Origin of the sequence: Microbacterium sp. (assembly GCF_044508325.1) — a bacterium.
GTDB lineage: Bacteria > Actinomycetota > Actinomycetes > Actinomycetales > Microbacteriaceae > Microbacterium.
In genome coordinates, this window is sequence record NZ_JBIQHX010000006.1 from 120,093 (window position 1) to 140,051 (window position 19,959).

The 19,959-nt window shown below is 70.9% G+C and carries 18 protein-coding genes; 15 read left to right on the plus strand and 3 right to left on the minus strand.

Annotation, left to right across the window (positions count from 1 at the left end):
• The first annotated feature begins 5 nt into the window (after window positions 1–5).
• The 5 genes from ruvB (at window position 6) to ACIWQI_RS07155 (ending at window position 6,631) form a co-directional block, all read left to right on the plus strand.
• Entirely contained in the window at window positions 6–1,007 is a 1,002-nt protein-coding gene (gene ruvB / locus ACIWQI_RS07135; protein WP_396656520.1) for a Holliday junction branch migration DNA helicase RuvB, read from the plus strand.
• A gap of 81 nt (window positions 1,008–1,088) precedes the next feature.
• Complete coding sequence (gene yajC, locus ACIWQI_RS07140) at window positions 1,089–1,550, plus strand: preprotein translocase subunit YajC (protein ID WP_396656444.1); 462 nt, start codon at window positions 1,089–1,091, stop codon at window positions 1,548–1,550.
• A gap of 40 nt (window positions 1,551–1,590) precedes the next feature.
• Complete coding sequence (secD, locus tag ACIWQI_RS07145) at window positions 1,591–3,321, plus strand: protein translocase subunit SecD (RefSeq protein WP_396656445.1); 1,731 nt, start codon at window positions 1,591–1,593, stop codon at window positions 3,319–3,321.
• Entirely contained in the window at window positions 3,321–4,313 is a 993-nt protein-coding gene (secF, locus tag ACIWQI_RS07150) for a protein translocase subunit SecF (protein ID WP_396656446.1), read from the plus strand. Before secD ends, secF begins: the two co-directional genes overlap by 1 nt.
• Before the next feature lie 59 nt (window positions 4,314–4,372).
• Window positions 4,373–6,631, plus strand: a complete 2,259-nt coding sequence (locus ACIWQI_RS07155; RefSeq protein WP_396656447.1) for a RelA/SpoT family protein — start codon at window positions 4,373–4,375, stop codon at window positions 6,629–6,631.
• Here ACIWQI_RS07155 and ACIWQI_RS07160 read toward each other — a convergent pair.
• The 3 genes from ACIWQI_RS07160 to ACIWQI_RS07170 form a co-directional block, all read right to left on the minus strand.
• Window positions 6,618–7,193: a hypothetical protein gene (locus ACIWQI_RS07160; protein WP_396656448.1), complete on the minus strand. Its 576-nt coding sequence runs from the start codon at window positions 7,191–7,193 to the stop codon at window positions 6,618–6,620. The two genes, ACIWQI_RS07155 and ACIWQI_RS07160, sit on opposite strands and share 14 nt — an antisense overlap.
• 61 nt (window positions 7,194–7,254) lie before the next feature.
• Window positions 7,255–8,514 carry a DUF349 domain-containing protein gene (locus ACIWQI_RS07165; protein ID WP_396656521.1) on the minus strand — a complete coding sequence of 420 codons (1,260 nt, stop codon included), beginning with the start codon at window positions 8,512–8,514 and terminating at the stop codon, window positions 7,255–7,257.
• A 155-nt stretch (window positions 8,515–8,669) separates the two neighbouring features.
• Window positions 8,670–8,996, minus strand: a complete 327-nt coding sequence (locus ACIWQI_RS07170) for a dioxygenase (protein WP_396656449.1) — start codon at window positions 8,994–8,996, stop codon at window positions 8,670–8,672.
• Between the two features lie 150 nt (window positions 8,997–9,146).
• On the opposite strand from ACIWQI_RS07170, the gene ACIWQI_RS07175 reads away from it, so the two are divergent.
• From ACIWQI_RS07175 to aroB, 10 genes are all read left to right on the plus strand, one after another.
• Window positions 9,147–10,421 (plus strand): replication-associated recombination protein A, encoded by a 1,275-nt coding sequence (locus tag ACIWQI_RS07175; protein ID WP_396656522.1) that lies wholly within the window; start codon window positions 9,147–9,149, stop codon window positions 10,419–10,421.
• A gap of 185 nt (window positions 10,422–10,606) precedes the next feature.
• On the plus strand, window positions 10,607–11,236 hold the full coding sequence (rpsD, locus tag ACIWQI_RS07180; RefSeq protein ID WP_396656450.1) for a 30S ribosomal protein S4: 630 nt from the start codon (window positions 10,607–10,609) through the stop codon (window positions 11,234–11,236).
• Window positions 11,237–11,354: 118 nt separating this feature from the next.
• Window positions 11,355–11,570: a hypothetical protein gene (locus tag ACIWQI_RS07185; RefSeq protein WP_396656451.1), complete on the plus strand. Its 216-nt coding sequence runs from the start codon at window positions 11,355–11,357 to the stop codon at window positions 11,568–11,570.
• Window positions 11,557–14,214 carry an alanine--tRNA ligase gene (gene alaS / locus ACIWQI_RS07190; RefSeq protein ID WP_396656452.1) on the plus strand — a complete coding sequence of 886 codons (2,658 nt, stop codon included), beginning with the start codon at window positions 11,557–11,559 and terminating at the stop codon, window positions 14,212–14,214. Before ACIWQI_RS07185 ends, alaS begins: the two co-directional genes overlap by 14 nt.
• 4 nt (window positions 14,215–14,218) lie before the next feature.
• Window positions 14,219–14,704, plus strand: coding sequence for a Holliday junction resolvase RuvX (gene ruvX / locus ACIWQI_RS07195; RefSeq protein ID WP_396656453.1), 486 nt, complete (start codon window positions 14,219–14,221; stop codon window positions 14,702–14,704).
• Window positions 14,704–16,182, plus strand: a complete 1,479-nt coding sequence (mltG, locus tag ACIWQI_RS07200) for an endolytic transglycosylase MltG (protein WP_396656454.1) — start codon at window positions 14,704–14,706, stop codon at window positions 16,180–16,182. Before ruvX ends, mltG begins: the two co-directional genes overlap by 1 nt.
• Before the next feature lies 1 nt (window position 16,183).
• A complete protein-coding gene (locus tag ACIWQI_RS07205; protein WP_396656455.1) occupies window positions 16,184–17,023 on the plus strand; it encodes a shikimate dehydrogenase family protein in 840 nt (279 codons plus the stop codon).
• A 35-nt stretch (window positions 17,024–17,058) separates the two neighbouring features.
• A complete protein-coding gene (gene aroC / locus ACIWQI_RS07210) occupies window positions 17,059–18,285 on the plus strand; it encodes a chorismate synthase (protein WP_396656456.1) in 1,227 nt (408 codons plus the stop codon).
• 2 nt (window positions 18,286–18,287) lie between these two features.
• On the plus strand, window positions 18,288–18,818 hold the full coding sequence (locus ACIWQI_RS07215) for a shikimate kinase (protein WP_396656457.1): 531 nt from the start codon (window positions 18,288–18,290) through the stop codon (window positions 18,816–18,818).
• The gene (aroB, locus tag ACIWQI_RS07220; protein WP_396656458.1) at window positions 18,815–19,903 is read left to right on the plus strand and encodes a 3-dehydroquinate synthase; all 1,089 of its coding nucleotides are present in this window, start codon (window positions 18,815–18,817) and stop codon (window positions 19,901–19,903) included. Before ACIWQI_RS07215 ends, aroB begins: the two co-directional genes overlap by 4 nt.
• Window positions 19,904–19,959: the final 56 nt, after the last annotated feature.

Here is a 19,959-nt window from a genome sequence, read left to right on the forward strand (position 1 = left end):
CGCCGATGGACGAGGCCGAGCTCGCGATCGAGGGGGCTCTGCGACCGCTGTCCCTGGGTGAGTTCGTCGGCCAGCCCAAGGTGCGCGGGCAGCTGCACCTCCTGCTCGAGGCCGCGCGCATCCAGCAGCGGCCCGCCGACCACATCCTGCTGGCGGGTCCGCCCGGCCTCGGCAAGACGACCTTGGCGATGATCGTCGCCCACGAGAGCGGCCGGCCGCTGCGCCTGTCCAGCGGCCCCGCGATCCAGCACGCGGGCGATCTGGCCGCTCTGCTGTCGAGCCTCACGCCCGGCGAGGTGCTCTTCATCGACGAGGTGCACCGCATGGCCCGCTCCGCAGAGGAGATGCTGTATCTCGCGATGGAGGACTTCCGAGTCGACATCATGGTCGGCAAGGGCGCGGGCGCGACCAGCATCCCGCTCGATCTCGCACCGTTCACCCTCGTCGGTGCGACGACGCGCTCGGGACTGCTGCCGAATCCGCTGCGCGATCGGTTCGGCTTCACCGCGCATCTCGAGTACTACGACCCCGAGGATCTCGAGCGCGTCGTGGCGCGCTCGGCCGCGATGCTCGGTATCGACATCCCCGCGGCGGCCCGAGCCGAGATCGCCCGCCGCTCACGCGGCACCCCGCGGATCGCGAACCGCCTGCTGCGGCGCGTGCGCGACTATGTGCTCGTGCACGGCGGTGAGACCGGCGGCGCCGATCTGGCGGCCGTGGAGGCGGCGCTGGCGTTGTACGACGTCGACGCGATCGGTCTCGACCGGCTCGACCGCGCGGTTCTCGATGCGCTCGTGCACCGCTTCGACGGGGGGCCGGTGGGCCTTTCCACACTCTCGGTCGCCGTCGGCGAGGAGGCCGAGACCGTCGAGAGCGTCGTGGAGCCGTACCTGGTGCGGATCGGCCTGCTCGCGCGCACTCCGCGTGGTCGCATCGCGACCCCCGCCGCCTACGCCCACCTGGGCGTGCCGCGGGCCGAAAACGCGCTCAGATTCGATGACCTATAATTCGTGGAGGCTTTCGCCTCCCTCCCTCCAGGTTTCCGCCCTTCCTACGGCGTGCCTCTCCCGAAAGGTGTCGACCTCCGCATGGACTTCTTCGCACAGTACGGCCTGCTCATCCTCCTGGCCGTCCTCCTCGTCTTCATGTTCTGGAGCTCGCGGCGCCGCACGCAGCGGATGAAGGCCGAGCAGGAGGAGAAGGCACGGCAGACGGTCCCGGGCGCCGAGGTCCTGCTCCAGGGCGGCCTGTACGGCACGGTCGTGTCGTATGACTCCGAGAACCTCGACCAGCCCGCGATCATCGAGCTGGCCCCCGGCGTGCAGATCAAGGTGCACAGTCAGGCGATCCTGCGCGTCGTGACGCCGTCCGACACCCTCAGCGAGGACGAGTACCTCACCGCGGAGGAGCACCAGGCCGAGTACGCCGCCGATGTCGCGTCGGGCGCCACCGATCCCATCCAGGGATCGGCTCCGCACATCGAGACGCCGGAGGAGACGGCCGAGCGCCTGAAGGCCGACGACAAGCGCCAGGACAAGACCGAGGACTGATCCCGCCCGGCACAAGGGCGTGCACCGAGAAAGCGAATCCGTGGCTGCTTCCACCCCCGTCCGGCACGCGTGGCGCGCGCTGCTCGGACTCCTGATCATCATCGCCGTCCTGGCCGGCATCAACGCGCTCGGCGTGTACGTCTTCCAGAAGAGCTCCTGGACGCCCGAGCTCGCGCTCGACCTGCAGGGCGGCACGCAGATCATCCTGCAGGCATCCACGCCCGACGGCACCGCGCCCACCCAGGACCAGATGGACCAGGCCGCCACGATCATCCGTCAGCGAGTGGATGCCTCGGGCGTCGGCGAGGCCGACATCACCACCCAGGCCGGCAACCAGATCGTGGTGCAGATCCCCGGTCAGGCCGACGAGGAGACGCGCAAGCGCATCGAGGCGTCCGCCCAGCTGCAGCTGCGCGCCGTTCTGCACGCGGACAGCCCGGCGAACAGCTTCATCGGCGACGACGGCGTCGCCACGCCGTACCCCACGCCCGATCCGACGCTGCCGGCGACACCGACCGTCCCGCCGACCGACGGCAGCGACCTCAACTGGATCACCCCTGCCCTGCAGGCGCAGTTCTACGCCTACGACTGCAGCGATCCCGCGAACGATCCCGCGAACGCGCCCAAGGACCAGCCGCTGATCACCTGCGAGGCCGACGGCAGCATCAAGTACATCCTGGGTCCGGTCGAGCTCGACGGGTCGTCCATCGACGACGCGACCTACGGCCAGAATTCGCAGAACGGCCAGTGGGAGGTGCGGCTCACCTTCGACGGCGAGGGCACCGAGGCCTTCACCGCGGTGAGCACGCGCCTGTTCGGCATGCAGCCGCCGCGCAACCAGTTCGCGTTCGTCCTCGACGGCGACGTCATCTCGGCGCCCCGCATGAACGCGGTGATCACCGACGGGCGTCCCGCGATCTCCGGCTCGTTCACGCAGGAGAGCGCCAAGGTGCTCGCCGATCAGCTGAAGTACGGCGCGCTCCCGCTGAGCTTCACCGTGGTCAGCTCCGACACCATCTCGGCGACCCTCGGCACGCAGCAGCTGCAGATCGGTCTCATCGCCGGCCTCATCGGCCTCGCCCTGGTCGCCCTGTACTCGCTGATCGGATATCGCGCCCTGGGCTTCGTGATCATCGCCTCGCTCGTGGTGATGGCGATCATCACCTACCTGGCGATCTGCATCCTCGCGTGGCGGATGGGCTTCCGGCTCTCCCTCGCCGGCGTCGCGGGCATCATCGTCTCGATCGGCTTCACAGCGGACTCGTTCATCGTGTACTTCGAGCGGATACGCGATGAGCTGCGCGACGGCAAGTCGATCACCGGCGCCGTGGAGGACGGCTGGGACCGTGCCAAGCGCACGATCTTCATCTCGAAGTCGGTCAACGTGCTCGCCGCCGTCGTGCTGTACATCCTCGCCGACGCCACGGTGAAGGGATTCGCGTTCACGCTGGGGCTGACCACGATCATCGACGTGCTCATCTTCATCGTGTTCACCCACCCCGTCATGCAGCTGCTGGCGCGGACAAAGTTCTTCGGAGACGGGCACCCCCTCTCCGGGATGGACCCGGAGGCGCTCGGCGCCGTCTATCGCGGCCGCGCGCAGTTCCGCGCGCCGGCGGCAGCGGGCGGGAAGGGCCAGGCCGCGCGGCGTGCCAAGTCCCGCAGCGAGGCCGAGCGGCGACAGACCATCGCCGAACGCAAGCAGGCCGAGCTGACGGCGGCGAAAGCGGGCGCCGACCCATCCGACGCCACGAAGGAGGGTGACCGCTGATGGGCGCCATGAGCCGGTTCGGCAATGATCTGTACACCGGGAAGCTGTCGTTCCCGTTCGTCGCGCGCCGGCGCCTGTGGTTCACGATCGCGATCATCCTGGTGGTGGCATCGGCGCTGGTGCCGCTGATCCGCCCGATCCAGTTCTCGATCGAGTTCACCGGCGGGTCGCAGTTCACCGTCTCGGGGCTCAGCAGCCCGATCGACCAGTCGCTCGCCGCGCCGGCGGTTCAGTCCGTCGTCCCGGATGCCGCGACCAAGGTGACGACCATCGGCGACACCGCGGTGCGGGTCCAGACCGATCAGATGACCTCGGACGAGACGCAGGAGGTCCGCTTCGCGCTCGCCGACGCCTACGCGGTGGCCGTCGAGGAGGTCACATCCTCGTTCATCGGCCCGAGCTGGGGAGCGGATGTCACGCGGCAGTCGCTGTGGGGTCTGGCCATCTTCCTCGCGCTGACATTCCTGATCCTCGCGCTGTACTTCCGCACCTGGAAGATGTCCATGGCGGCGATCCTGGGCCTTCTGGACGTGCTGATCATCACCATCGGGATCTACGCCGCGGCCGGCTTCGAGATCTCGCCGGCAGCCGTCATCGGGTTCCTCACGATCCTCGCGTACTCGCTCTACGACACGACCGTCGTGTTCGACAAGATACGCGAGACCACCCATGACGACGGGGAGACGACCGCCCGGACCTTCGGCGAATCGGTGAACCTCGGCGTCAACCAGACGCTGGTTCGATCGATCAACACCACCGTGGTCGCCGCACTCCCCGTCGGCGCGATCCTGTTCATCGGCGCGTTCTGGCTCGGCGCGGAGACGCTCAGCGACATCTCGCTCGCGATCTTCGTCGGAATCATCGTGGCCGCATACTCGACGCTGTTCGTGGCGGCGCCGCTGTACGCGCTGTTCCGTCAGAACGAGAAGGGCATCAAGGCGCGCGACGAGAAGGTCCTCGCGGCACGCGAGCGCGCCGCGGTGACCGCCTGACGGACGGGGCCATGCCCGGCCCGGCGTAGGATTGTCGGGAGTCGGGGGAGGTGCGCGCGATGGCGGAGACGCTGCCCGCTGCCAGCGGGACCACATCGGCTCCGTCGCTGCGACGACTGGTGCCCCGCATCTTCTCCCGCTCGGTGCGCCGCGACGACGTCGAGCACCTGCTGCGCACGGTGCGGGCGAATCACCCGAAGGGCGATCTCGCCGTCGTCGAGCGCGCCTACGCGGTCGCCGCCAAGGCCCATGCGGGACAGCTGCGCCGCAGCGGCGAGCCCTACATCACCCATCCGGTCGCGGTCGCCCAGATCCTCGCTGACCTCGGGCTGGGGCCTCGGGCCATCGCGGCCGCGCTCCTGCACGACACCGTCGAGGACACCGGGTACCAGCTCGACGAGCTGACGGCCGAATTCGGCGACGAGGTCGCCATGCTCGTCGACGGCGTGACCAAGCTCGACAAGGTCAAGTACGGCGACGCGGCGCAGGCCGAGACCGTCCGCAAGATGATCGTGGCCATGTCGAAGGACATCCGGGTCCTCATCATCAAGCTGGCCGACCGGCTGCACAACGCGCGCACCTGGGGATTCGTCCCGCCCGAGAAGGCGCAGAAGAAGGCGACCGAGACACTTCAGATCTACGCGCCGCTCGCGCACCGGCTCGGCATCCAGACGATCAAGTCCGAACTGGAGGACCTGTCGTTCGCGGTTCTGCATCCCAAGATCTACGCCGAGATCGACTCCCTCGTCCGACAGCGCACGCCGCAGCGCGAGGAGTACGTGCAGAAGGTCATCGACGCGGTCGACGAGGACCTGCGCGAGCTGCGCGTGCGTGGCCGGGTCATGGGACGGCCCAAGCAGCTGTACTCCGTCTACCAGAAGATGGTCGTGCGCGGTCGTGAGTTCGACGACATCTACGACCTCATCGGCATCCGCGTCCTCGTCAACACCGTGCGCGACTGCTACGCGGTGCTCGGAGCCATCCACGCGCGCTGGACGCCGCTGCCGGGCCGGTTCAAGGACTACATCGCCACGCCCAAGTTCAACCTCTACCAGTCCCTGCACACGACTGTGATCGGCCCCGGCGGGCGCACCGTCGAGATCCAGATCCGCACCCATGAGATGCATCAGCAGGCCGAGTACGGTGTCGCGGCGCACTGGAAGTACAAGGAGCAGCTGGGCGGCGGCAAGGGGTCGTCTCGTGTAGCCGACGCCGACATGGCGTGGCTCGCCCACATCTCGGACTGGCAGGCCGAGACCGCCGACCCGGGGGAGTTCCTCGACTCGCTGCGTTACGAGATCGGCGCGAAGGAGGTCTACGTCTTCACCCCGAAGGGCCGCGTCATCGGGCTTCCGGGCGGGGCCACCCCGGTCGACTTCGCGTATGCCGTGCACACCGAGGTCGGCCACCGCACGATGGGCGCCAAGGTCAACGGCCGGCTGGTGCCGCTGGAGACCGAGCTCAAAAGCGGTGACGTCGTCGAGGTCTTCACCTCGAAGAACCCGGATGCCGGCCCGAGCCAGGACTGGCTGAGCTTCGTCAAAAGCACCCGGGCCCGCAGCAAGATCCGCGGCTGGTTCACGAAGGAGCGTCGCGAGGAGGCGATCGAGCAGGGGAAGGAAGCGATCGCCCGCGCGATGCGGAGGCAGAATCTGCCCCTGCAGCGCCTGATGAACCAGGATTCGTTCGCCGAGGTCGCGCAGCAGCTCAAGTACGAGGATGTCTCGGCGCTCTATGCGGCGGTGGGCGAGGGCCACGTCTCCACTCAGTCGGTGCTCGAGAAGGTGACGGCGCTGGTCAGCGCCGCCGATACGAGCACGGGCGCCATCGACCTGCCCATCGGCCGCCAGCGCAGCCCGCGCGGAAGCGACGCCGGGATCCTCGTGCGCGGGTCCCCGGACATCCTCGTCAAGCTCGCCAAGTGCTGCACCCCGGTTCCCGGCGACGAGATCGTCGGCTTCGTGACGCGTGGTCAGGGCGTCTCGGTGCACCGGGCCGACTGCACGAACGTCAAGACGCTGCGCGCCGATCCCGAGCGCATGATCGATGTGGAGTGGGCGCCGACGACCAAGAGCGTCTTCCTCGTCCAGATCCAGGTCGAGGCCCTCGACCGCTCGGGGCTGCTCTCCGATGTCACGAGGGTGCTCAGCGAGCACCACGTGAACATCCTCTCGGCGACGGTCTCGACGACGAACGACCGGCTTGCCATCAGCCGGTTCGTGTTCGAGATGGGCGACACCGTGCACCTGGACAGAGTGCTCAACGCCGTGCGGCGCATCGACGCCGTGTACGACGTCTACCGCGTCACGTCGTCGTAGCGGCGCGCTCGATCCGCCGCAGCAGTGCGATCGCCGCGGGCTTGCCGGGCACCGCGTCCTGCAGCGCGAGCGACACGATGGCCTCGCGCGCCGCACCGGGTTCGGCGCCCAGCCGCGCGATCGCGGACGTCGTCGAAGCGTCCTCGGCGCCGCCGATCTGTGCCCGGACGAGATCGGCGAGGGTGCGCGCGGCGGTGGTCACCATCACACCGCCGAGGCGGGTGACATCCCGCGGGGGCACCCGGCTGTCGCGATAGACGATCCGGTGGTCCAGGACGGAGCGGATGCGGTGCGCCACGGCGCGCTGCACATGCAGGCGGGCCGGCAGGGCGTCGACGGCGCCGTGCACCCAGGCAGCGGTCAGATGGGTCGCGGCGAGGCGGTCGCCGAGCACAGGGGCCAGCGAGGCGGCCCGGAGCGCGGGGGTCTCGACGGCGTCGGCGGGAATGTACCCCTCGCCGAGTTCGACGAGGCGGCCGTCGATCCGCGCGGCAGAGAGCTCGGCGTGGGAGTGCCCCCGATGGGGGAAGAGCACGAAGCGGTCGGCAGCGGTGATCGGCATACCCACAGCGTGACGGATGCCCGCGAGGCGGACGCCGCCCGCGCGGCGATCTGTGGAGAACTCAGCCGCCGAGGGCTGACAGCCAGGCCTTCCGGGCGCTCAGGGCCTCCTCCGCCTCGGCGGCCGCCTTGGTGTCGCCTGCGGCGCGCGCCTGCGCCAGCTCGGCCTCGAGCTTCTCGATGGCCTCGGTCAGCTGGCGTGTCATGTCGTTGGCGCGCGCCTTCGTCTCGGGGTTGTTGCGCTTCCAATCGGCGTCCTCGCGCGCCCGCACGGCCTGCTCGATGCGCCGCAGCTCGTCGTCGAGCGCGCGCTCCCGGTCGCGGGGGAAGATGCGACCGACCTCGTCCCAGCGGCGCTGGATACCGGTCAGGAGCGCGCGGGCCTTGGCGATCTCGGGCTCGTCTGCGATGGCCTTGGCCTCTTCGAGCAGCGCCTCACGCTGCTCGATCTTCTCGCGGGAGGCTTCGATCTCCGCCGCATCACGGGCTGCACGGGCACCGTACAGGACGTCTCCGGCGGCCTTGAATCGCGCCCACAGGGCGTCGTCGGCCTTCCGGCCGGCCCGGCCCGCACCCTTCCACTGCTCGAGCAGGTCGCGATACGCCGCGATGCCGTCCTCGCCCTTCGGGGCCAGCGCCTCCGCCTTCTCGACGAGCGCGGTCTTGCGATCGCGCGCCGCCTTGTGCGTCTCGTCCATCTCGGCATAGAACTCGCGGCGCCGGCGGTCCAGGCTCGCGCGTGCATCGCGGAAGCGCTTCCAGAGCTGCTGGGACGTGGACTTCGGCAGCCGCGGCCCGTTCTGCTGCTGGCTCTGCCACTGCTCGAACAGCTCGGCGACCTCGGCGGAGGTCTGCTTCCACTGGATCGTCTTCGGGTCCCGCGCCGCCAGCTCCTCGATCCGCTCCACCAGCTCGGTGCGCCGGACCACGGCCTGCTCGACCGCTTCGCGCGCGGCGGCGGCCTCGGCTTCGCTGGCCGCGCCGAGAGCCTCCGTGAGCGCGTCGAGGCGAGCCGACAGTCCGGCGAGATCGCCCACGGCGGCGGCGCCGGACACGTCGGCGGCCAGACGCTCCGCGGCGGTGCGCAGCTCGGCCGCCGAGGCGCCGCCGCCGCGGTGACGCTGCTCGAGCAGGGCCACCTTGTCGGCGAGGTCCGTGAACTTCCGCGAGAAGTAGGCGAGGGCCTCCTCGGCGGTGCCGTCCGGGTACTGGCCGACCTCACGCCATCCATCGCCCTCCCGCACCGAGACGGTCCCGTCCTCGGCGACCCGACCCCACTGCTCGACGGGGACCGGTGCGGCCGGCCCGGCCGGACGCGGCATCGGACGGGGAACGGGCCGCGGTGCCGGTACGGGAGCGGGCTGCGCGGTGTTCTCTTCGGGGTTGTCTGCGGATGTCACGGGAGCTCAATCGTCGCGGCGGGTGCCGAGGGCACGAGGACGCGACAAGCCTAATACGGGCGGATGCCGGAGCCCTGTCAGGACGTGGGTGACGCCGTGGGGGCGGGTTCGGGGCTCGACGTGGGGCTCGGCGTCGGAGCGTCACTCGGGCCGGTCGTGGGCACCGGGGTGGTCGTCTCGGTGGGCGCGGGCTGCGGTGCGCCGGGACCTGCCGTGTAGTAGGCGATCTGGCCGCCGAGGATCGCGGCGACCAGGAGGCCGCCGGCCACTCCGGCGATCACATTGTCGCGCGCGCGCCGCCGTACGACCGCGGCGTGGAACTCGGTGCGCGCACGGTACAGCCGGACCCGCTCGCGCTCCTCACGCGCCGCCCGATCCTTGGGGGACTTCCCAGACGTCGCCACGCGCTCTCCCTCGACTGACGGTGTGCCGATCCGGGATGACTTTACGCATCCGGCCGTCGCGGCGCCAAACCCGCCGTCCGTGCCGATGGCTAGCCTGGAGCGGTGACCTCGTCCGCGCTCTTCCAGGGAAGCACGCCGCTGGCCGTGCGCATGCGTCCCACGTCACTGGACGAAGTCGCCGGCCAGCGCCACCTGCTCCAGCCCGGGTCGCCGCTCGTGCAGCTGGCCACGCCCGACACCCGGGCGCAGCGCGCCGTCTCGGTGATCCTGTGGGGTCCGCCCGGCACCGGGAAGACGACGCTCGCCCAGGCGATCGCCCGCTCATCCGGACGGCGCTTCGTGGAGCTGTCTGCGGTGACCGCCGGGGTGCGCGACGTGCGCGAGGTGATGCAGGACGCACTGAACCAGCGGGATCTGTATGGGCAGTCCACGATCCTCTTCCTCGACGAGATCCACCGCTTCACCAAGGCCCAGCAGGATGCGCTGCTCCCGGGCGTGGAGAACGGCTGGGTCGTGCTCATCGCCGCGACGACGGAGAACCCGTCGTTCTCGGTCGTGGCGCCGCTGCTGTCGCGTTCGCTGCTGCTCACGCTCGAGCCGCTCTCCGACGACGACCTGGGGCTCCTGGTGGACCGGGCCGTCGAAGACCCGCGGGGCCTCGGCGGTGCGATCGCCCTCGACGACGATGCGAGGGCAGCCCTCGTCCGGCTGGCGTCGGGTGATGCCCGGCGCGCGCTCACGGCTCTGGAGGCCGCGGCATCCCTCCCGTCCGCCGATGGGGACGCGGCGCCGGTGATCACCGCCGAGCACGTCGCCCAGGCCGTCGACCGCGCGCTGCTGCGCTACGACCGGCAGGGCGACGAGCACTACGACGTGGTCAGCGCCTTCATCAAGTCGATCCGGGGATCGGATGTCGACGCCGCGATGCACTACCTCGCCCGCATGGTCGAGGCGGGGGAGGACCCCCGCTTCATCGCGCGGCGGCTGGTGATCTCGGCGGCGGAGGACATCGGCCTGGCCGACCCGCAGGCGCTGCAGATCGCGGTTGCGGCGGCCGAGGCGGTGGCGTTCATCGGGATGCCGGAGGGCCGCATCCCGCTCGCCGAGGCGACCGCCTACCTGGCCACCGCGGCGAAGTCGAACGCCGCGTACCTCGCGATCGACCGCGCCGTGGCGGACGTGCGCGCCGGTGGCTTCGGGCGCGTGCCGACGCACCTGCGCGACGCGCACTATCCGGGCGCCAAGCGGCTCGGGCACGGGAAGGGCTACGTGTACCCGCACGACACCGACATCGGCGTGGCACCGCAGCAGTACCTGCCCGACGAGCTGCGGGGGACGCGGTATTACGAGCCGAAGGCGCTGGGTGCCGAGCGTGAGGTGCAGGCGCGCCTGGAGAAGATCCGCCGCATCGTCGACGGGCGCTGACACTGCTGCGGGCGGTGCCGGCCGCTCTGATAGACTTGACCGGCTCGAAATGGAGTTTTCGGGCATCCCCCTTCTCTGAACAAGACCTTCCGGCGTGCCCCGGCGTGCAGTCCGGACAGGGCGAGGAGCGGGAGATACGTCCGCGAGCCGTGACAGTCACGGCCGCGTGAAGGAAGGAAGACTTCGTGGCAACGAAGGCCCAGGACCGTCGCAAGGTCCGTCTGTCGCGCGCGCTCGGCGTGGCGCTGACCCCGAAGGCCGCCCGCTATCTCGAGAAGCGCCCCTACGCGCCGGGTGAGCACGGCCGCACCAAGCGCAAGGCCGACAGCGACTACGCGATCCGCCTGCGCGAGAAGCAGCGTCTGCGCGAGCAGTACAACCTGCGCGAGGCGCAGTTGCGCATCCAGTTCGAAGAGGCCCGCCGCAAGGACGGCCTGACGGGTGAGAACCTCGTCGAGCAGCTTGAGATGCGCCTGGACGCGCTGGTGCTGCGCGCCGGCTTCGCCCGCACCATGGCGCAGGCCCGCCAGTTCGTCGTGCACCGCCACATCCTCGTGGACGGCAAGCTCGTCGACCGCCCGTCGTTCCGCGTGAAGCCGGGCCAGCTCATCCACGTCAAGCAGCGCAGCGAGGGCACCGAGCCGTTCCAGGTCGCCGCCGCCGGCGGTCACGCCGACGTGCTGCCGCCGGTGCCGCCGTACCTCGAGGTCGAGCTCGACAAGCTCCAGGCCCGCCTCGTGCGCCGCCCCAAGCGCGCCGAGGTCCCCGTGGTCTGCGACGTCCAGCTCGTCGTCGAGTACTACGCCGCACGCTGACCCGCGCCGCTGACGATCGCGCGAAGGGCGCCGGGATCCACCCCGGCGCCCTTCGCCCTTTTCCCCCTACGATGGAGAGCGCCGCGCCGCGCCGCGGCGCACGCGAGGAAGTGGTGACATGAAGAGCCTGTTCTGGTTCCTGCTCGGTATCGCCGGCGGCTTCGTCGCCGCGCACCTGCTCGACAAGGACCCACGCGGTCATGAGCTGCTCGCGGAGGTGGATGCGCGGATCTCGGCGTTCACCGACCGCATGGCGGATGCGTACCACGAGCAGGAGGCGCGGATCGCCGCCCCCGGTGCGGCCGCGCAGAAGGAGCTCGATGAAGACCGCTGAGATCGCGCAGCGCTTCCTCGACTACTTCGAGAAGAACGGGCACACGATCGTGCCGTCGGCGCCGCTGGTGACCGACGATCCCGCGCTGCTGTTCACGATCGCGGGGATGGTGCCGTTCATCCCGTACCTCAGCGGGGACGTGCCCGCCCCGTTCCCGCGCGCCGCCGACGTGCAGAAGTGCCTGCGCACGCTCGACATCGAGGAGGTCGGCCACACGCCGCGGCACGGCACGTTCTTCCAGATGCTGGGCAACTGGTCGTTCGGCGACTACTTCAAAGAGGGCGCGATCCGCTACGCCTGGGAGCTGCTGACCACCCCGCTGTCCGAGGGCGGCCTCGGCTTCGACCCCGACGACCTCTGGGCGACCGTCTACGAAGAGGACGACGAGGCGTACGACCTCTGGCTGCGGCTGAGCACCCTGCCGCCCGAGCGCGTCCAGCGTCTGGGCAAGGACACCAATTACTGGAGCACCGGGCTGCCCGGTCCGGCGGGGCCGTGCTCGGAGATCTTCTTCGACCGCGGGCCGGACTACGGCGTCGACGGGGGACCGGCCACCGACGACGATCGCTACGTCGAGATCTGGAACCTCGTGTTCATGCAGTACGAGATCGCCGACGTGAAGTCCAAGTACGACTTCCGCATCGTCGGCGAGCTGCCCCACAAGAACGTCGACACCGGCATGGGGCTGGAGCGCGTCGCCTTCATCAAGCAGGGCGTCGACAACATGTACGAGATCGACCAGGTGCGCCCCGTGCTGGACGCCGCCGTCGCCCTCTCGGGTCGTCCGTACGGTGCGGACCACGAGGATGACGTGCGCTTCCGGATCGTCGCCGACCACGTGCGCTCGTCGCTCATGCTGCTCTCCGAGGGCGTGACACCGTCCAACGACGGCCGCGGATACATCCTGCGACGCCTCATGCGTCGCGCGATCCGCTCGATGCGGCTGCTGGGCGTCGACGGTCCGACGTTCCACGAGCTGTTCGCCGCGTCGCGCGATGCGATGAAGGAGGCGTACCCCGTCGTCGCCACCGACTACGCCCGCATCGAGCAGTACGCCGTCGCCGAGGAGGCGGCCTTCCTGCGCACCCTCGCATCGGGCTCGGCGATCCTGGACGAGTCGCTGGCGAGGACGAAGGATGCCGGCGGCACCACGCTCGCCGGCGCGGAGGCGTTCCTCCTGCACGACACGTACGGCTTCCCCATCGACCTCACGCTCGAGATCGCCGAGGAGGCGGGGCTGAGCGTCGACCGCACGGCGTTCGACGAGCTGATGCAGCAGCAGCGCACGCGCGCGAAGGCCGACGCCCGCTCCCGCAAGCGGCAGCTCGCGGACACGAGCGTCTACCGCGAGCTGCGCGGACGCGGCGAGACGGTCTTCACCGGCTACACCGATCTCGAGACCGAATCGACCGTGCTGGGCCTGCTCGTCGACGGGCACCCCGTCGACCGGGCCGGGCAGGGGCAGATCGCAGAGGTGGTGCTGGCGGAGACCTCGCTGTACGCCGAGTCCGGCGGTCAGGTCGCCGACAAGGGCGTCATCGTCGGGCCCGGGTACGAGCTCGAGGTCCTGGACGTCCAGCGCCCGGTGCCCGGCCTGATCAGCCACACGGTCGAGGTCGGCAGCGGCGAGGTCGCCGTCGGTGCGCCGGCGACCTCGGTGGTGGATGCCGCGAACCGCCGCGCGGCGCGGCAGGCCCACTCGGCCACGCACCTCGTCCACGCGGCCCTGCGCGACACGCTCGGCAAGTCCGCGACGCAGGCCGGGTCGCTCAACCGTGCCGGCTACCTGCGTTTCGACTTCTCCTGGGGCCAGGCGCTCTCCGCCGAGACCAAGAGCGAGATCGAGGAGATCGCGAACAACGCGATCCGCGACAACCTCGCCGTCGAGACGCGCATCGTCAGCCTCGACGAGGCGAAGGCCGCCGGAGCCATCGCCCTGTTCGGCGAGAAATACGGCGACGTCGTGCGCATGGTCGACATCGGCGGCCCCTGGTCGCGCGAGCTGTGCGCGGGCACCCACGTGTCCTCGAGCGCCGAGGTGGGGCTGATCTCCCTGATCGGCGAGTCCTCGGTGGGCGCGTCCAACCGGCGCATCGAGTCGCTCGTGGGTCTGGACGCGTTCCGCTCGCTGGCGGCGGAACGTGCGATCGTCGCAGAGCTGACCGCGAGCCTGAAGACGCCGCGCGACCAGCTCACGAGCCGCATCGCCGAGCTGTCCGCGAACCTCAAGGCCGCAGAGAAGAAGATCGCGGCGCTCGAGGCGAAGGCCCTCACCGAGAAGGCGCCGTCCCTCGCCGCGAACGCGACGCAGGAGGGCCCGTTCACGACCGTCATCGACGACATCGGCGCCGTGGGCTCGGCCGACGACCTGCGCTCGCTCGTGCTCGCGGTGCGTGACCGGCTCGACTCGGCTGCCGGAGTGGTCGTCCTCGCGGGCACAGCCGACGGCCGACCGGTCGTGATCGCGGCGACCACCGCCGCCGCCCGCGACGGCGGTGCCAGGGCCGGCGTCCTCGCGAAGGCCGCCGCGACCGCACTCGGCGGCGGGGGAGGCGGCCGCGACGACGTCGCCCAGGGCGGCGGTTCGGATGCCGGTGCCATTCCGGCCGCGCTGACGGCCGTGCGCGACGCGCTGAGGTCCTGAGCCGGTGGCAGCGGATGGATTCCGCCGCGGGGTGCGGCTCGGCGTCGACGTCGGGCAGGCGCGGATCGGGGTCGCACGGTGCGATCCCGACGGGATGATCGCGATCCCGGTGGAGACCGTGCCGCGCCAGATCGGCGACCCGGTTGCGCGCATCGTCGCGCTGGCCGAGGAGAACGAGGCCATGGAGATCGTGATCGGCCTGCCGCTGAACCTGCGCGGGGAGGACACCGCATCGACCCGCGACGCGCGCGACTTCGCGCGGGCGGTCGCCGAGGCATCCCCCCTCACCGTCCGCCTCGTCGACGAGCGCCTGAGCACCGTTTCGGCACACGCCGCTCTTCGCGACACCGGAAGATCCCAGCGTTCGTCGCGTAGGATCGTCGATCAGGTCGCCGCGGTCGTGCTGCTCCAGCAGGCACTCGATGTGGAGAAGCGCACTGGAGCTGCGCCCGGCGAGTCGGTGTCCACCTCCCGAGAGTCCGAAACCTGATGTCAGACCCGTCGTCCCCCCACGATGACCCGTTCGCAGAGCTGTTCGCGCGGCTTCCGGATCCCCGCGCCGGAAACGGCAGCGGCGACCCGGCCGACGCGGGACGGAAGGTCCCGCCGACGGAGCCTCGCCCCGCATCGGCGGAGGCGGCCCGATCCGCGCCCGCACCGATGTCGCGCCGGGCCGCACGCGAGGCCGCTGCCCGTGAAGCGTCCGCCCTTGAGGCCGCTGCCGCCGGAGCCGCCCCGCGAGCTGCGCAGTCCGAGTCCGTCCTCCCGTCCCAGCTGACCGCCACCGAGCCCGAGCCCGCCCGCCCGGTGGCCTCCGCCCCCACGCTCGACGATCTGTTCGCCGAGTCCGCCTACCGGGATGTGCACGCCGACCCCCCGAAGAAGAAACGGCACATCGGCGCCTGGATCGCCCTGGCCGTCGTGCTCGTGATCGTCGGCGGTGTCGCCGGGACGGGCGTGTGGGCCTGGAACACCTACGAGGACAAGATCCGCGAGGTGATGGGCTGGGAGGAGCCCAAGGACTACGAGCCCGGGCTCGCCCATGGCGAGGCGCTCGTGACGATCTCCGAGGGCGACGTCCCCTCCGCCATCTCCCAGAGTCTGTTCGAGGCCGGCGTGACCAAAACCGGCTCGGCGTTCTACGACATGCTCATCAAGACCGCGCAGAACCCCACGTTCTATCCCGGCGTGTACCGGCTGCAGCAGCAGATGACGGCCGAGGCGGCCCTCGCGGCGCTGAAGGACCCCGCCAACAAGCTCGAGAACTCGGCGCTCGTGCGAGAGGGCCTGACCGTCCCGGCGACTCTCACCGTCCTCGCCGAGGGGCTCGGCATGCCCATCGAGGACTTCCAGGCCGCCGCCGCGAACCCGGCCGACTACGGCGTCGAGGCCGACAGCCTCGAGGGATGGCTCTTCCCGGCGATGTACACGTTCGATCCGGGCGCCACCGCCGCGGACGTCATCCAGACGATGGTCGACCGCACGGTGCAGTCGCTGGATGCGGCCGGCGTGCCGGTGGACAAGCGGCAGGAGATCCTCACGATCGCGTCGATCATCGAACGCGAGGCGCGCTTCGAGGACGACTTCTACAAGGTCTCGCGCGTCATCCAGAACCGCTTGGACCCGAACAACCAGGAGACCTTCGGGTACCTGCAGATGGACTCGACCGCGCAGTTCGGCTACGGCCAGCTGCACGACGGCTCGGCGAGCACCTCCGAAGAGGCGCAGCACGATGACAACCCATGGAACACCTACGCGCACACCGGCCTGCCGATCGGGCCGATCGCGAACCCGGGAGACACCGCGATCGACGCGGCGATGCACCCCGCCGACGGGCCGTGGCTGTACTTCGTCACCGTCAACATGGACACCGGCGAGACCATCTTCACCGAGACGTACAACGATCACCTGAAGTACGTCCGGCAGATGCAGCAGTGGTGCTCCGAGAACCCCGACTCCGGCTGCTGACATGCCGTCTCTGCACGGCGAGGCACTCGAGGTCTGGGGCGACCCGATCGACCACAGCAGGTCGCCCGCGCTGCATGCCGCCGCCTATGCGGCGCTCGGTCTTCCCTGGTCGTACGGTCGCCGTCAGGTGACGGTGGCGAGCTTCGACCGCGAACTGGCCGAGCTCGACCCCACGTTCCGCGGGCTGTCCCTGACGTACCCGCTGAAGGGCCTCGCCCACGCGGCGGCGCGCACCCGCGACACGGCCGCCGAGCTCACCGGCGCCGTGAACACGCTGCTCGTCGGCCTCGACGGCGGGCCGTCGGGGTTCAACACCGATGTCGGCGGAATGACGCGCGACCTGCGCGAGCACGGGATCGAGCAGCTCGACCGTGCACGCATCGTGGGGGCCGGCGCCACGGCGACCTCGGCGCTGGTCGCCCTGGCCGATCTCGGCGCCCGGCGCATCGAGGTGGTCGCCCGTCGACCGCACGCGGTGGCGCCGATGCAAGAACTGGGCGACCGACTCGGCGTGACCGTCGTGCCGCTCCCGATGGACGCCGACGCGCACACGCCGGCGCCGGTGACGGTCGCGGCGCTCCCGGGCGACGCCGCGGTCTCCGCGGCCACGGCAGACGCCCTCGCGGCCGCCGGCGGCGACCTCTACGACGTCGTGTACGGCACCTGGCCGACGCCGCTCGCCCACGCGTGGCAGCAGGCGGGCGGCCGCGCGATCAGCGGGCTGGGCATGCTGCTGCACCAGGCGGTCCTGCAGGTGCGTCTGTTCTGCACCGGGGATGCGGCGGAGCCTCTGCCCGACGAGGCGGCGGTGCTCTCGGCCATGCGCGCCGCCCTCGGGTGAGACGCACCCGCGCACGCTCATGGGAGAATGGGCGGATGCTTCGAGTGCTCACCGCGGGGGAATCGCACGGTCCCGAGCTCATCGCCGTCTTGGAGGGGCTGCCCGCCGGCGTCCCGGTCTCGCTCGACGGCATCCGCGCCGATCTGGCGCGGCGCAAGCTCGGCTATGGGCGCGGCTCGCGGATGAAGTTCGAGGAGGACGAGCTCACCCTCTCGGCGGGCGTGCGCCACGGGTTCTCGCTCGGCAGTCCCATCGCGGTGCGCATCGGCAACACCGAATGGCCCAAGTGGGTCGAGGTGATGAGCGCCGAGCCGGTCGAGCTCACCGACCGCTCGCGCGGCCGCGGGGCTGCGCTCACGCGCCCGCGGCCGGGCCACGCCGATCTGGTGGGCATGCAGAAGTACGGCTTCGACGAGGCGCGCCCGATTCTGGAGCGCGCCAGCGCCCGCGAGACGGCAGCGCGGGTCGCTCTGGGTGCGATCGCCCGCGCCTTCCTCGGCGAGCTGGGCATCCGGCTGGTCAGTCACACGCTGTCGATCGGCCCGGTGCACGTCCCCGAGGGTGCTCCGCTGCCCGGGCCGGACGACGTCGCCGCGCTCGACGCCGATGCCCTGCGCTGCTTCGACCCGGCGACGTCGGCGCTCATGGTCGCCGAGGTCGACGCCGCCCGCAAGGACGGCGACACCCTCGGGGGCATCGTCGAGGTGCTGGCGTACGGCCTGCCCCCCGGGCTCGGCTCGCATGTGCACTGGGACCGGCGCCTGGACGGCCGGCTCGCCCAGGCGCTCATGAGCATCCAGGCGATCAAGGGCGTCGAGGTGGGCGACGGCTTCGAGACGACGCGTCGGCGCGGCTCCGCCGCCCACGACGAGCTGTTCGCGACCAGCGGCGGCATCGTCCGCGGATCCGACCGCGCCGGGGGAACCGAGGGCGGGATGTCGACAGGGACGGTGCTGCGGGTGCGCGCCGGCATGAAGCCCATCGCGACGGTTCCGCGCGCGCTGCGCACCGTCGACGTGGCCACCGGTGACGCCGCCTCGGCGCATCACCAGCGCTCGGACGTGTGCGCCGTCCCCGCCGCAGGGGTCGTGGCGGAGGCGATGACGGCGATCGTGCTGGCTGAGGCCGTGCTGGAGAAGTTCGGCGGCGACAGCGTCACCGAGACCCGACGCAATCAGGAGTCGTACCTCGCGTCGCTGCCGGACACGCTGCGCACCGCTTCCGCCTCCGAGGCGGCGCTCATCGAGCATGACCGCGCCTGAGCATGACCGCAGCTGACCCCCGCGCCCTCGTGCTCGTCGGACCGATGGGCGCGGGCAAGACGAGCGTGGGCAAGCGGGTCGCCCGGCGCCTGGGACGTCCGTTCATCGACTCCGACAAGGCGATCGTGGCCGAGCACGGGCCGATCCCGGCGATCTTCGCGGAGCGGGGCGAGTCGGGCTTCCGTCTCCTCGAGCGGGCGGCCGTCCAGCGCGCGCTCGCCACCGCCGGAGTCGTCGCGCTCGGGGGAGGGGCCGTGCTGGACGCCGGCACCCGCGCCGAGCTGCGCGACCACGACGTCGTGCTGCTCACGGTCGATGCCCGAACGGTGCGTGGACGCATCCGGGGCGGCCGCGGGCGCCCGCTCCTGGACGGGGAGGATCCGGTGCGGCGCTGGCAGCGGATCACCGGCGAGCGCATGCCCCTGTACGAAGAGGTCGCCGACACGGTCTTCGACACCTCCCGCGGGCCCCTCCAGGACGTGGTGGACAAGGTGGCGGAATGGGCCGAGGAGAGAGAGCGAGGCAGGGGATGAGCGAGTCGACGACGATCTCGGTGACGGGTGCGAGCGCGTACGACATCCGGGTGGGCCGCGGCATCCTCGCGGGACTCCCGCGCCTGCTTCCCGCCGACGCGCGGAAGGTGCTGGTGATCCATCCGCCGACGCTGCGCGCCCAGGCGGAGGACCTGCGCGCCGCGCTGCTGGAGTCGCTGGGCGTGGACAGCCAGGTGCTCCTGGCCGAGATCCCCGACGCCGAAGCGGGCAAGCGCGTGGAGGTCGCGGCGTTCTGCTGGCAGATCATGGGCCAGGCCGACTTCACCCGCACCGACGCCGTCGTCGGGTTCGGGGGAGGAGCGGTCACCGATCTGGCCGGATTCGTCGCCGCCACGTGGCTGCGCGGCGTCGCCGTGGTGCAGGTGCCCACGACTGTGCTCGGCATGGTCGATGCCGCCGTGGGCGGCAAGACCGGCATCAACACCTCGGAGGGCAAGAACCTCGTCGGGGCGTTCTGGGCCCCGCACGCGGTGCTGTGCGATCTCGAGCTGCTCGACACTCTCAGCCGCAACGAGCTGGTCGCCGGGTACTCCGAAGTGGTCAAGGCCGGGTTCATCTGGGCGCCCGAGATCCTCGACCTCGTCGAGGCGGACCTGGACGCGGCGGTGGACCCGCGCTCGGCCTCCTTCCGGCGCACGCTCGAGCTCGCCATCGACATGAAGGCCCGGGTGGTCAGCGAGGACTTCCGCGAGGCCGGGCTGCGCGAGATCCTCAACTACGGACACACGCTGGGGCATGCCATCGAGCACGCCGAGCGCTACCAGTGGCGGCACGGCGCCGCGATCTCGATCGGCATGGTGTTCGCGGCCGAATTGTCCCGGCTGGCCGGGCGTCTCTCCGACGATGCCGTGCAACGGCATCGCAGCGTCCTGGACGCACTCGGACTGCCGGTGGCCTACCGGCCCGGGGCATGGCCGCAGCTGCTGGCCACGATGCAGCGCGACAAGAAGAGCAGAGCCGGGATGCTGCGCTTCATCGTGCTGGACGACATCGCCCGGCCGACGGTGCTCGCCGCGCCCGACGAGTCGCTGCTGTTCGCCGCCTACCAGGAGGTCGCCGGCTGATCCGGCGGAAAGACCACCTGCCGCTGGGAAGCACTCTTCCGGCAGGATGAGTGCAC

Excerpts from the sequence above, each read along its gene's own strand:
- ruvB (WP_396656520.1), top strand. The coding sequence starts at position 6 with ATGGACGAGGCCGAGCTCGCGATCGAGGGGGCTCTGCGACCGCTGTCC.
- yajC (WP_396656444.1), top strand. The coding sequence starts at position 1,089 with ATGGACTTCTTCGCACAGTACGGCCTGCTCATCCTCCTGGCCGTCCTC.
- secF (WP_396656446.1), top strand. The coding sequence starts at position 3,321 with ATGGGCGCCATGAGCCGGTTCGGCAATGATCTGTACACCGGGAAGCTG.
- ACIWQI_RS07155 (WP_396656447.1), top strand. The coding sequence starts at position 4,373 with ATGGCGGAGACGCTGCCCGCTGCCAGCGGGACCACATCGGCTCCGTCG.
- ACIWQI_RS07160 (WP_396656448.1), bottom strand. The coding sequence starts at position 7,193 with ATGCCGATCACCGCTGCCGACCGCTTCGTGCTCTTCCCCCATCGGGGG.
- ACIWQI_RS07165 (WP_396656521.1), bottom strand. The coding sequence starts at position 8,514 with ATGCCGCGTCCGGCCGGGCCGGCCGCACCGGTCCCCGTCGAGCAGTGG.
- ACIWQI_RS07175 (WP_396656522.1), top strand. The coding sequence starts at position 9,147 with ATGCGTCCCACGTCACTGGACGAAGTCGCCGGCCAGCGCCACCTGCTC.
- ACIWQI_RS07185 (WP_396656451.1), top strand. The coding sequence starts at position 11,355 with ATGAAGAGCCTGTTCTGGTTCCTGCTCGGTATCGCCGGCGGCTTCGTC.
- alaS (WP_396656452.1), top strand. The coding sequence starts at position 11,557 with ATGAAGACCGCTGAGATCGCGCAGCGCTTCCTCGACTACTTCGAGAAG.
- mltG (WP_396656454.1), top strand. The coding sequence starts at position 14,704 with ATGTCAGACCCGTCGTCCCCCCACGATGACCCGTTCGCAGAGCTGTTC.
- ACIWQI_RS07205 (WP_396656455.1), top strand. The coding sequence starts at position 16,184 with ATGCCGTCTCTGCACGGCGAGGCACTCGAGGTCTGGGGCGACCCGATC.
- aroC (WP_396656456.1), top strand. The coding sequence starts at position 17,059 with ATGCTTCGAGTGCTCACCGCGGGGGAATCGCACGGTCCCGAGCTCATC.
- ACIWQI_RS07215 (WP_396656457.1), top strand. The coding sequence starts at position 18,288 with ATGACCGCAGCTGACCCCCGCGCCCTCGTGCTCGTCGGACCGATGGGC.
- aroB (WP_396656458.1), top strand. The coding sequence starts at position 18,815 with ATGAGCGAGTCGACGACGATCTCGGTGACGGGTGCGAGCGCGTACGAC.